Below are 12,881 nucleotides of genomic sequence, written 5' to 3' on the forward strand. Positions count from 1 at the left end.
ATGCGTAAACTAACTTTAACTTCAGCTTTGCTTGCGGGCACAGCATTGGCGGCTCCGGCATTTGCCGACGGTCACCTGCTGATCACAGACGAGCCACTGGAACTTACGATCCAGATGAACCACGTACGTTACCCGACGTACCAAGAAGACTGGCCTGTTGAACAAGTCGCTCGTGAGCTGACCAACATCCACCTTGTTGACGACACCGTTGGCGCGAACATGCGTACAGACGAAAACACAGGTAAAACAGAAGCGTTGAACCTGATGCTTGCTGCTGGCGCGATCCCTGACATCGTCGGTTCCAGCCGCATCAAAGACTTCGTGAACCAGTATGGTCCAGAAGGCGCATTCTTGCCGTTGAACGACCTGATCGCTGAGCACGCTCCACACCTGACAGCGTTCTTCGAAGAGCGCCCAGAAATTCAGTCTGCGATCGCAGCATCTGACGGCAACATGTACTACATTCCGTACCTGCCAGACGGCAAATACGGTCGCGCATACTTCATCCGGACTGACTGGTTGGAAACACTTGGCCTTGAACGCCCCGAAACAGTTGAAGAACTCGAAGAAGTACTGATCGCGTTCCGCGACGGTGATCCAAACGGCAACGGTGTAGCGGACGAAGTTCCATACTTCGCACGTCAGTGGCCAGAGCTTATCCGTCTTGTCACACTGTGGGACGGCCGTTCTTCCGGTTCGGACACATACCACGACTTCTACGTAGATGACGGCCAGTTGCTGCACCCATACGCACAAGACGGTTACCGCGAAGGCATCGCAAACCTGTCCCGCTGGTATGCTGAAGGTCTGATCGACGCAGAAATCTTTACTCGCGGCTCTTCTTCACGTGACTATCTGCTGGGTGAAAACCTTGGCGGCATGACACACGATTGGTTCGCATCCACATCCGGCTACAACCGTCTGTCCAGCGAGATCGAAGGCTTTGCAATCGAAGCACTCGCACCGCCAGCATCCGTATCCGGCGTTCGCATGGAAGAGCACCGTCGTATCCCGATCAAGCCTGATGGCTGGGCAATTGGTGCAACCAACGAGCACCCAATTGAAACCATCAAATACTTTGACTTCTGGTTCTCCCCTGAAGGCCGCCGCTTGGCTAACTTCGGTGTAGAAGGTCAGCAGTACACAGTCGTTGATGGCGAAGCGATCTTCACGGAAGAGTTCCTGACAAACGGTGAGCCGGTGAACAACCAGCTGTATCGCGTTGGGTCCCAGCTTCAGGCGCGTGGTTACTTCCAAGACTACAACTACGAAAAGCAGTGGTCCAACGAGTTCGCACTCGAAGGTATCGCCCTTTATGACGAAGGTGACTACCTGATCGATCAGTTCTTGGGCGTTGCATTCACGGCTGACGAACAGCGCGTTTATGACCGCACGTTCTCGTCTATCCGTGACTACATGCTCGAGCGTCAGCAAGGCTGGATCCTTGGTAACTCCGACGTCAACGAAGACTGGGATGCTTACCTCGAGACACTCGACTCCATGGGCTACCAGGACCTTCTTGAGGTCATGAACTCTGCTTACACACGCCAGTACGGCGGCTAAGCGAGCTCTCTAAAATATTTGGGGGGAGCGGTGCTTCTGCTCCCCCCTATTCAACTCTCAGTAAATCAGAAAGCAGTCGCTCCATGTCCGGCCAAACCCTCACGACCCTTGATGAACCAAATGCAGGCCGCCTGACGATTGACTATGCGCCAAATGGCGATGACATCGCCGAGAACCCGCCACGCTTTAGCTGGCTCCCTGTGATCGAGGATGAGGCGCAATATGTGCTGCGCATCTCTGGCGATCCGAAGTACCCAGCCAAGACCACACATACCTATCCTGGTATCACCTTGAATTTCTTCACGCCTGACATTGCTTTGCCAGCTGGCGACTATGTCTGGTCTTACGCTGTATGGGACGCCGAAACCGGCGCACCATCAACAACTTGGAGCAAAGACCGCGCCTTTACTGTCGCTGCGGACCTGCCCGAAGTGCCCCTGCCCCTGCGTGCCACCCGTCTGGACCACGTCAGCAAAGCCCACCCGCGCCTTTGGCTAACAGCCGATCGTCTAGATCAATTCCGAAAGGATGTAGCAAAGGACGCAGACCACTGCACATGGTCGAATTTTTACGAAAAGTCTGTTCTGCCTTGGATGGGTAAAGACGTCTACAAAGAGCCCGCGGGCTATCCGAACCATCAACGTGTCGCCCCAGTTTGGCGCCAGACCTACATTGACCTGCAAGAAGTCATCTATGCTACACGCCATCTGGCAATCGGTGGTCAGGTCACAGGCGATCAAGCGATGCTGGACCGCGCTAAGGAATGGTTGCTGGAGGCCGCATCTTGGGACCCAATGGGGGTCACATCTCGCGCTTATACCGATGAATGGGCCTACCGTGTTTGTAATGCGTTGGCTTGGGGCTATGACTGGCTTTATGACCAGTTGAGCGATGAGGAACGCGCAACCGTACGCACCGCATTGTTGGAACGTACACGCGACATCGCAGAACATGCGATCATCAACGCCAAGATCCACCTGTTCCCATATGACAGCCATGCTGTTCGTTCGGTGTCGTTGACGATCATTCCGGCCTGTATCGCGCTGCTTGGGGATGACGAGGACGACGAAGCCCGTGATTGGCTGAATTACTGCATCGAATTTCTGTTCACCGTCTATTCGCCTTGGGGCGACAGCGATGGTGGCTGGGCTGAAGGATCGAATTACTGGATGATGGGCATGGCCTATCTGATCGACGCGGCCAACCAGTTGAAGGCCTACACAGGCTTTGATCTTTATAGACGTCCGTTCCTTCAGAACACGGGTGATTTCCCGCTGTATTGCAAAGCGCCGAACACGCGCCGTTCGACGTTTGGGGATGATAGCACGCAGGGCGATCTGCCCGGCATCAAGACTGGCATCAACCTGCGCCAGTTTGGCGGCGAAACCGGAAACGGTGCGTATCAGTGGTATTACGAAGAAAACCTTCGCATGAACCCGGGCACTGAAATGGCGTTCTATAATTGGGGTTGGTGGGACACCAACTTTGACGATCTCGTCTACACGTCCAGCTGTGCACCGGTTGAGGCCTCCCCTCCGCCAAGTGGCTTCCGTCACTTCAAAGGCATCGGTTGGGTCGGCGTTCAGCACGCGTTGGGTGATGACGACAATCACGTTCAATTCGTGTTCAAGTCGTCCAAATTCGGGTCCATCAGCCACAGCCACGGCGACCAAAACGCATTCTGTATGGCCGCCTACGGCGAAGATATGGCAATCCAGTCGGGTTACTACGTCGCGTTCAATTCTTCCATGCACCGCAAATGGCGCCGTCAGACGCGATCCAAGAACGCGATCCTGATCAACGGCAAAGGCCAATATGCCGACAAAGATAAATCCAAGGCCATGCGCGCCACGGGTAAAATCATGGCCGCTGAACAGCGCGAAGATCATATTTTTATCAAGGGCGATGCTACGGCGGCCTACCAAAGCCTATCCCCGGAAGTAACGCTGGCCGAACGCGAAATCTATTTCGTGCGCGGCAGCTACTTCGTGATCGTGGATAAGGTCGATGCAGAAACGCCAGTGACAATCGATTGGTTGCTGCACGCGAACAACCCGTATGATCTTGGCAAAACGTCGTTCCGTAATACGGGTGACAAGGCCGGATTCTATGGTCAGGTTGTGTGGTCCGAAGCGGGCAAACCGACCCTGACACAGGAAACAGGTTTCCCAGACGTGGCCCCAGAGGATTACAAAGGCCTGCACGAAAGCACCTGTCTGCACGCGCAATATCCGGCGTCGACTCGCCACCGAATTGCCACGCTGGTTGTTCCTTACCGCCTTGCCGAACCGAAACGGATTTTCCACTTCATGGATGACCAAGGCTATGACGCGGACCTCTATTTCACTGACCCAGAAGAGAACACCTTCAAGGTGGTTATGAAAAAGCTGGCCAATACTTAAGCCGACCCAACAAGAATATTGAAATTGGACGAAGCAATGACTGTAAAAAACTACTTTCCAGCTCAAGAAAACGAAACCTTCGACGCGGGCGGCGGACTGACACGCAAAGTCGGCGCCTACAACGACAACATGATGTGCGTCGAAGTGAAATTCGAAACGGGCACAGTTGCTGCAATGCATAACCATCCCCACGAACAGATCACCTACGTTATCTCGGGAAAATTTGAATTCACCGTTGGGGATAAGACCTACATCGTGACGGCTGGTGACAGCCTCTACAAAGAACCACACATCATGCACGGGGCCACATGCCTCGAGGCGGGAACGCTATTGGATATGTTCACGCCTCATCGTGAAGATTTTCTATAATAATACAAATAAAAGAACACCTTAGGGAGAAATGGCATGACTAAGCCTACAATCGGATTTATCGGACTCGGCCTTATGGGCGGCAACATGGTTGAGAACCTTCAGACACGCGGCTTTGAAGTCGTTGTTATGGATCTCAACAAAGACGCCGTGAAAGCGGTTCTTGATCGCGGCAACGCTTCCGAGGCAAGCACACCAAAAGAACTGGCCGAAGCAAGTGACATTGTCATGCTGGCCCTGACAACATCTGACGTCGTTGAAAAGATCGTTTACGGAGATGACGGCATTCTGGCTGGCATCAAAAAAGGGTCTGTATTGATCGACTTTGGCACCTCCATCCCAGCGTCCACTCGCAAGATTGGTGCCGATCTGGCCGCCAAAGGTGCGGGCATGGTTGATGCGCCACTGGGCCGTACACCTGCGCACGCCAAAGATGGCCTACTGAATATCATGGCAGCTGGCGACAAAGCGACATTTGACAAGGTGAAACCTGTCTTGGACGAACAAGGCGAAAACGTTTTCTACCTTGGCGCACTAGGTGCTGGCCACGTTACCAAACTGATCAACAACTTCATGGGCATGACAACTGTCGCAACCATGAGCCAAGCGTTTGCTGTAGCAGATCGCGCAGGCGTTGATCGCCAGCAGTTGTTTGACATCATGTCCACTGGCCCATCGAACTCCCCTTTCATGGGCTTCTGCAAGAACTACGCAGTTGATGGCGTCAGCGATCTGGGCTTCTCTCTCAACAATGCCAACAAAGACTTGGGCTATTTCCTGAAAATGGTCGAAGACATGGGCACCCGTGCAGAGATTGCCGAAGGCACATCCCATAACCTGCAAGCGGCTGTTGATGCCGGCATGGGTGACGGCAACGTGCCAGAAATTTTCGATTACTTCATGAAGCTTCAGGGTTAAGCCTGAACTCAAGAACGAAGGACAGACTATGAAACTTCAAGGCAAAACAGCCATCGTTACTGGCGGCGGGCGCGACATCGGGCGTGCAGTAGCAATCAAATTGGCCGCCGAAGGCGCGGCCGTTGCGATCAACTACTTTTCCAGCAGCGAAGGCGCAGACAGCGCCGTTGCTGAGATCACTGCAGCAGGCGGCAAAGCGTTCGCCTTGCAAGGTGATCTGAACACGCAAGAAGGCGTCGATGCTTTGGTCAACAAAGCCTATGACGAATTCGGCAGCGTTGATGTTCTGGTGAACAACACAGGCGGTTTGATCGCACGTATCAAAATCGCTGAGATGTCGCTTGAGCACTGGAACAATGTGATGGATCTGAACCTGACCAGCACATTCATGATGACCAAAGCATGCTTGGCCAAGATGAAATCTGGTGCGATCGTCAACCTTGCCAGCCAAGCTGGTCGTGACGGCGGTGGCCCCGGTTCAGTTGCGTATTCCGCATCCAAAGGTGCAGTCATGACATTTACACGCGGCTTGGCCAAAGAGCTCGGCCCCGACATTCGTGTAAACGCACTCTGCCCTGGCATGATCGATACGGATTTCCACAACATCCACACGCCAGACGCGGCGCGCCGTGGCTTGGAAGCAAACGCACCCGTGCGTCGCCAAGGTCTGCCGGAAGATGTGGCAAACCTTGTGCTGTTCCTTGCTTGTGAAGACTCCGCCTTCATCACGGGTGCGAACGTCGACATTAACGGCGGAATGCTGTTCAGCTAAGACCTCCCGATAAGGGGCGGCGCATCAAACGTTGCGCCGCCCTTTGTTCAAATAGGACATCGCCAAGACATGCCAAACTCTTCCGCTTCTGACGCAACACAGACACCGCGATTTGTTTCGATCGGCGAATGCATGATCGAAATGGCCCCCGCCTCTATTGATGGCGAATACAAATTGGGATTTGCCGGTGATACGTTTAACACCGCTTGGTACATCAAGGCGCTGTCCCCATCCGCCCAATCTCGCTTCGTGTCCCGTGTGGGCAATGACGTGGTGTCCGACCGCATGTTGGCAATGATGGAAGGATCGGGCATCGATTCCAGCCATATCCTGCGCAGCAAAGAACGGTCTTTGGGGCTGTATATGATCAGCCTCAAGAACGGCGAACGCAGCTTTTCCTACTGGCGCGACAGTTCTGCGGCGCGTCAATTGGCGGATGATCGTGAAACCCTTAAGGCCGCAATAGATGACGGCGACGTGATCTATTTCTCTGGGATCACCATGGCGATCCTCGATACGGTCGGGCGTGATACATTACTGGATGTGGTCCGCGATGCCCGTGCTGCGGGCAAGACGACCGTATTTGATTCCAACCTGCGGCCGCGGCTGTGGGCGTCCAATACCGAAATGACCGAAGCGGTTATGCGCGCGGCATCCGCCTGTGACATTGTGCTGCCATCCTTTGATGATGAACAAGACCACTTTGGCGACGCTGACATTACGGCCACCCGCGAACGTTACCTCAGCGCGGGGGCGACGACCGTCATTGTCAAAAATGGCGAAGGCGACGTGCATTATACCCATGACGGCAAAACCGGCATGGTTACACCACCTGCCGCAACATCCGTTGTTGATACCACGTCTGCAGGTGACAGTTTCAACGCAGGGTTCCTTGTGGGGATTACCAAACACGGCATTGCAGCTGATGCGATCCTGCAAGCCTCAGCGGTGGCGCGCCACTGCATCAGCCAAAAAGGCGCGCTAGTGCCCCTGCCCGCTGACATGGTCCTCGACTGAGATGGCCAAGCTGGCCTAGCATTTAGGCAGCACCAAATGGAACCGAAAGACACGAGAACATCATGAGAGAAACTTGGCGTTGGTACGGGCCGTTTGACGGGATCACCCTGCCCCAAATCACACAAACTGGCGCGGCAGGAATTGTCACGTCATTGCATGAAATCGCCTACGGAGAGATCTGGCCTCAGGCGTTGATTGCTGAACGCAACGCCGAGATCAAAGCCGCTGGGTTCACTTGGGATGTTGTTGAAAGCCTCCCAATCCACGAGCGGATCAAGAAAGGCGAAGGCGACCTTGAAACGCTGTTTGCAAACTACCGCCAATCAATGGCCAATCTCGCAGCCGAAGGCATCAAGACAATCTGCTACAATTTCATGCCTGTTCTTGACTGGACACGGACGGACCTGAAATCCCCTGTTTCAGGGGGCGGCACCTGTTTGCGCTTTTCAGCCCCGAAAATGGCGGCCTTTGAATTGCATATGCTGGGCCGTGACGCTGCTCGTGATGATTACAGCGCGGACACCATCGCCGCCGCTGATGTCTGGTTTCAAGCGAGCGATGAAGCCATGCGCGCGGACCTTCTACGATCAATTATGTCAGGACTTCCGGGTGCGTTTGATCGCTACGACATTCCGCAATTGCGCGAAGTTCTGGCCACCTACGACGGTATCAGTCGTGACGATTTAAGAAGTAATTACAAACGGTTCCTGCAAGAAATTATACCAACAGCGCAAGAGTTGGGAATGAATTTCTGCGTCCACCCAGATGATCCACCCCGCGACATCTTGGGACTGCCGCGCATTGTGTCCAACGCCGATGACATCGCTTGGATCATGGATGCGTTTGATGCGCCTGAAAACGGGTTGACACTGTGTTCCGGTTCGCTTGGGGCGAACCCGATCAACGATGTGCCTGATATTGCCCGCCGCTTTGGGGACCGAATTCATTTCGCGCACTTGCGCAACGTCGCGAAAGACCCTGACGGTTCGTTTGAGGAAGCCGCGCACCTTGGCGGGGATACGGATATGGTCGCACTGGTTCGTGAACTTCTTAACGCACAAGCCAAACGCGGCGTGACGATCCCCTTCCGGCCTGACCATGGCCATGACCTATTGATGGACGATCAGATCGAAACCCAGCCGGGATATCCGATTATCGGACGTCTTCGTGGCTTGGCGGAAATGCGCGGTGTGATCGCGGCCTTGGGTTAACCCAAGGCCTTTTCGATCGCTGCACGGGTACCAAGCGCCCAAACGTCCTGTGCTGCCGCCGTAACAGGCGGGCTGAGGCGTGGTGCCAAATCAGCGGGCACAATTTCACGGATCGCCAATACAGCAGCAACTTTGTCAGCTGGCGATAAGGCCGCATCTAGGACATCGCGCAGCTTATCAGCCAATGGATCTCGAACATCGATCGGCGCGCCGGTCTCGTCCATTCCGCCCACATATTTGATCCACGCCGCGACGGCCAAAGTCAGCATCGGCGCGCTACGCCCCGCCTGATAGGTCTCGCGCAAAGTTCCAAACATTCGTTGCGGCAGTTTTTGACTGCCATCCATAGCAATTTGCCACGTCTTATGGCGGATATTTTGATTGGCATACCGATCAAACAACGCATCTGAATACCCAGCTAGATCCACCCCATCAGGCGCGGCAACATTAGGCACAATTTCCCCCCACAGGGCGCGAACATAGGTCGCAAAGACAGGGTCAGCCACGGTGTCTGAGATCGTTTCATGACCAGCCAAGTACGCCGTATAAGCAAGCGCAGAATGGGTGCCGTTCAGCATCCGTAGCTTCATGTCTTCAAACGGTTCCACATCGCGAACAAGCTGTACGCCCGCTGCACCAAGGTCGGGCCGCGCATCGTCGACGAAGTCATCTTCAACAACCCACTGCGAAAACGGTTCATGCAGAACGGGGGCCGCGTCATAGGTGCCCTCTGCATCGGTCAGGCGCGCGATATCGGCGTCTGTTGTTGCGGGCGTAATGCGATCCACCATGGTACTTGGAAAGCGGGCTTCAGATGCGATCCAACTCGCCAAATCAGGGTCCAGAAGTTCTGCAAACTCAAGAACCAGCCCGCGCAGAAGTTGGCCATTTTGCGGTAGGTTATCGCAGGTCAAAACTGTAAATGGGCGGGTGCCAGCGGCGCGACGGGCTGCAAGCGCGCGCACCAAATACCCAATGGTCGATCGCGGAAGATCATGAGCCAGATCATGAACGATATCAGGATGATCGTGGTTCAGTTTTCCGCTTGCGGGATGGTGACAATAGCCCTTTTCTGTTACTGTCAGCGATACGATCTGAACCCCTTCGCTGACCATCGCATCCAGAACCGCTTGCGGGTTTTCTGGTGCTACAAGGACGTCATTCAGAACATCAATGATGCGGCTGCTTTCACCTTCTGCGCCAAGGGACACGGCACGATACGCCCAGTCCTGGTCACGCAGTGCGTCGCGGGTGTCAGGGCTGCGCAATGATACGCCTACAATACCCCAATCCCCGCCACCCGCTGTCATAGCGTCCATCACATAGGAACAGCCGAACGCGCGAAAAAATGCACCCAAACCAAGGTGCACGATCCCTGTTGCAGTGCGTGGGGTGTCTGGTCGTTTCAAGCGTGGTGCAGTCATAGTTTATAGGCCTTCTTGGCAAGCCCGTAGGCGAGATCATGGGCGACGTCAGGTGCTTCATCAAGGTCAAGACGACCCGTTGCAACAAGCGTCGCGAGAAACGCACAATCCACGCGGCGGGCCACATCGTGGCGGGCGGGGATCGAACAAAATGCGCGGGTGTCATCGTTAAATCCGACGGTGTTATAGAACCCAGCTGTTTCGGTCGCCGTTTCACGGAACCGGCGCATGCCTTCGGCACTGTCATGAAACCACCACGGCGGCCCTAATTTCAACGCCGGATACACCCCCGCAAGCGGTGCTAGTTCACGCGGGATCGACGTTTCATCCAGTGTGAACACGATGATAGTCAAATCGGGTTCTTGGCCGACAGCATTCAACAACGGTGCCAAAGCGTGCACGTAATCGGTGCGCATCGGGATGTCGTAGCCTTTGTCGCGCCCGAACTGCGCGAATATCCCACCGGAATGGTTTCGATAAGACCCGGGGTGGATTTGCAGTACCAGCCCGTCATCCAAAGACATCCTCGCCATTTCCGTTAGCATATGTCCGCGAAAGGCATCGGCCTCGTCCGCAGTGCAGGTTCCTGCGCGGGCCTTGTCATATAGGGCGGCGGCAACATCTGTTGGCAAATCTTCGGTGCGCGCACTTGGGTGCCCGTGGTCCGATGACGTCGCCCCATAGGATTTGAACACAGCGCGGCGGGCGCGGTGCGCGGCAAGGTACCCTGCCCAAGTTGACGTATCTTCGCCCGTCATCTCACCGAGGATTTCAATGTTTTCGGCAAAGCCTTCAAATTCAGGATCAACGACTGCGTCTGGGCGATAGGCCGTTACGACCCGCCCCGCCCAACCGCTTTCGCCGATCATCTTGTGCCAGCGCAAATCATCAATCGCACTTTCGGTGGTTGAGATGGCTTCAATATTAAACCGCTCAAACAATGCACGAGGACGGAACGCGTCCTGTGTCAGGCAATCTGCGATCTTGTCATAAATAGAATCAGCGGTTGTGGCGGACAGCCGGTCCGTGACACCAAAAACCGTCTGCAACGCGTGATCGACCCAAATCCGCGAGGGCGTCCCGCGGAACAGATGGTAATTTTGCGCAAACAGCCGCCAGATCTTGCGGGGATCAGTTTCAATAGCACCCCCGTCAACGCGCGGCACGCCCATTGCCTCAAGTGGGATTCCCTGAGAATGCAGCATCCTGAAAACATAATGGTCCGGCGTCACAAAGAGTTGAGCGGGATCAGCAAAGGGTTCATTTTGCGCAAACCAGCGCGGATCTGTGTGGCCATGTGGGCTGATAATCGGCAAGCTTTTCACGTCTTTATACAAAGTACGCGCGATTTCACGAACAGCTGGTTCCACCGGAAACAGACGGTCCTCATTCAACAATGTCATAGCTTCCCCCGCTTAGCTCAACTGGTATCCTAGTTGCCTTGGTGCTAGCTGTCACCCAAGATGCGAACCTGAACACAACATTTACAAAGGACATGCAGATGCCAACATCCAAACCAGTAGCCGGCAGTATACTGGCACCAATGTCGTTCCCCAAATTGGGCGGCGGTGAGCTGTCGGTCGGAGGCGAGAACGACAAATGGACGCTCTTTATAGTCTATCGCGGCAAACACTGCGGTCGTTGTAAGAAGTACCTGAAAATTCTCAACGACATGCGCAGTGATTGGGCCGATGCAGGTTTTGACGTGGCTGTCGTGTCTGCAGATACCGAAGCCAAAGCACAGGCAGATGTTGCAGAATTCGGTTGGGAATTCGACCTAGGGTATGGCTTAACAGAGGAACAAATGGGTATTTTGGGCGTTTACGTGTCCGATCCGCTCTCTCCGACTGAAACAGATCGCCGGTTTGCTGAACCGGGTGTATTCGTGCTGCGCCCTGACGGTAGCATCTTATTGATCTCGATCTCAAATGGGCCATCTGCACGCCCAGACCTTGTTGAACTGCTGGACGGGATGATCTTTACTATCAAAAATGACCGCCCTCCACGTGGTACAGCCTAAGACCTATGAATAAAGTGCTGAGCGGCGCTTTCACAATTTCGCTCGGCACTCCCTTCCTTCTTTTTTCGACCATTTCCAAGAAAAATTACTGGCAATGTTTGACTTGGCGTCATCTTCCCAATACTAGTATACATGTTTCCACCTGCTCGATAGGGATTCGAGTAGGGGCAAAACGTAAAATGTATCTGGGAGGATCACATGACTAAAACATTTACACTTAGCAGTGCCGTTGCTGGCAGCTGCCTCGCACTGGCTGCGACAACTGTTTCCGCTGAAGAACTTCGCGGCTGGAACATCCACGTAGAAGACTACCCTGTTTCCATCGCAATGGAAGCCTTTGCTGAAGAAGTAGCAGAGCGCACAGGCGGCGACCTTACACTGAAAACGTTCCACAACGGCGTTCTGGGCAGCCAGCCTGACGCGATCGAACAGCTGCGCCTCGGCGTTCTGGACTTTGGTGAATTCAGCCTCGGCCCATTCGGTACATCCGTTCCAGAAGCCAACGTTGTTTCCCTGCCTTTCATCTTCCCATCCATCCCAGCGATGTATGAAATGATGGACGGTGAAGTCGGTGAAGCTATCTCCGAAGGCATGCGCGCACGTGGCGTTGAGCCACTCGGTTGGTACGATGCTGGTGCTCGTTCTTTCTACAACTCCGTACGTCCAATCAACACACCTGCTGATGTTGAAGGTCTGAAAATCCGCGTCATGTCCAACGATCTGTTCGTTCAGATGGTTGAGTCCATGGACGGTAACGCGACACCAATGGCGTTTGCGGAAGTTTACCAGTCCATCCAGACTGGCGTTGTAGACGGTGCGGAAAACAACCCACCATCCTACGAATCCACAAGCCACTACGAAGTAGCGTCTTACTACTCTTTGACAGAGCACCTGATCATTCCTGAGTGTCTCTGCATGTCCAAGATCACATTCGATGGTCTGTCCGAAGAGCACCAGGCTATCCTTCGTGAAGCTGGTCACAACTCCGCTGTCTTGCAGCGCGAACTGTGGCAGGCACGTGAAGCGGCATCTATGGAAATCGTAGAAGCTGGCGGCACAGTCGTAAACACAATCGCTGACAAGGGTCCATTCCAGGACGCTATGGCGCCAGTTTACGAAGGCTTCCTCGAAGCGAACCCTGACCTTGCTGATCTGGTTAACCTGATCCGCAACGGCGGCTAAGCT

Annotated in this window: 11 protein-coding genes; 9 read left to right on the forward strand and 2 right to left on the reverse strand. The window is 54.4% G+C overall.

Going from position 1 to position 12,881, the window contains the following annotated elements:
- The 7 genes from L0666_RS04420 (at position 1) to uxuA (ending at position 8,252) form a co-directional block, all read left to right on the forward strand.
- Positions 1-1,563 (forward strand): type 2 periplasmic-binding domain-containing protein, encoded by a 1,563-nt coding sequence (locus tag L0666_RS04420; protein ID WP_235259114.1) that lies wholly within the window; start codon positions 1-3, stop codon positions 1,561-1,563.
- Positions 1,564-1,646: 83 nt separating this feature from the next.
- Complete coding sequence (locus tag L0666_RS04425) at positions 1,647-3,965, forward strand: DUF4962 domain-containing protein (protein WP_235259115.1); 2,319 nt, start codon at positions 1,647-1,649, stop codon at positions 3,963-3,965.
- Between the two features lie 36 nt (positions 3,966-4,001).
- Positions 4,002-4,334, forward strand: coding sequence for a cupin domain-containing protein (locus tag L0666_RS04430; RefSeq protein WP_235259116.1), 333 nt, complete (start codon positions 4,002-4,004; stop codon positions 4,332-4,334).
- Between the two features lie 36 nt (positions 4,335-4,370).
- A complete protein-coding gene (locus tag L0666_RS04435; RefSeq protein ID WP_235259117.1) occupies positions 4,371-5,252 on the forward strand; it encodes an NAD(P)-dependent oxidoreductase in 882 nt (293 codons plus the stop codon).
- Between the two features lie 28 nt (positions 5,253-5,280).
- Positions 5,281-6,024 (forward strand): SDR family NAD(P)-dependent oxidoreductase, encoded by a 744-nt coding sequence (locus L0666_RS04440; protein WP_235259118.1) that lies wholly within the window; start codon positions 5,281-5,283, stop codon positions 6,022-6,024.
- A gap of 69 nt (positions 6,025-6,093) precedes the next feature.
- Complete coding sequence (locus L0666_RS04445; RefSeq protein ID WP_235259119.1) at positions 6,094-7,041, forward strand: sugar kinase; 948 nt, start codon at positions 6,094-6,096, stop codon at positions 7,039-7,041.
- Positions 7,042-7,103: 62 nt separating this feature from the next.
- Entirely contained in the window at positions 7,104-8,252 is a 1,149-nt protein-coding gene (uxuA, locus tag L0666_RS04450) for a mannonate dehydratase (RefSeq protein WP_235259120.1), read from the forward strand.
- Here uxuA and L0666_RS04455 read toward each other — a convergent pair.
- Positions 8,249-9,676 carry a mannitol dehydrogenase family protein gene (locus L0666_RS04455; RefSeq protein WP_235259121.1) on the reverse strand — a complete coding sequence of 476 codons (1,428 nt, stop codon included), beginning with the start codon at positions 9,674-9,676 and terminating at the stop codon, positions 8,249-8,251. The two genes, uxuA and L0666_RS04455, sit on opposite strands and share 4 nt — an antisense overlap.
- On the reverse strand, positions 9,673-11,079 hold the full coding sequence (gene uxaC, locus L0666_RS04460; protein WP_235259122.1) for a glucuronate isomerase: 1,407 nt from the start codon (positions 11,077-11,079) through the stop codon (positions 9,673-9,675). The genes L0666_RS04455 and uxaC overlap by 4 nt, the downstream gene beginning before the upstream one ends.
- A gap of 98 nt (positions 11,080-11,177) precedes the next feature.
- Between uxaC and L0666_RS04465 the strand changes: the two genes are divergently transcribed.
- Together L0666_RS04465 and L0666_RS04470 are read left to right on the forward strand one after the other, a co-directional pair.
- Positions 11,178-11,696 (forward strand): redoxin domain-containing protein, encoded by a 519-nt coding sequence (locus tag L0666_RS04465; protein WP_235259123.1) that lies wholly within the window; start codon positions 11,178-11,180, stop codon positions 11,694-11,696.
- A 198-nt stretch (positions 11,697-11,894) separates the two neighbouring features.
- Positions 11,895-12,878, forward strand: a complete 984-nt coding sequence (locus L0666_RS04470) for a TRAP transporter substrate-binding protein (protein WP_235259124.1) — start codon at positions 11,895-11,897, stop codon at positions 12,876-12,878.
- The last annotated feature ends 3 nt before the right edge of the window (positions 12,879-12,881 follow it).

Source organism: Octadecabacter algicola (genome assembly GCF_021532625.1).
In the GTDB taxonomy this organism is placed as follows: Bacteria; Pseudomonadota; Alphaproteobacteria; order Rhodobacterales; family Rhodobacteraceae; genus Octadecabacter; species Octadecabacter algicola.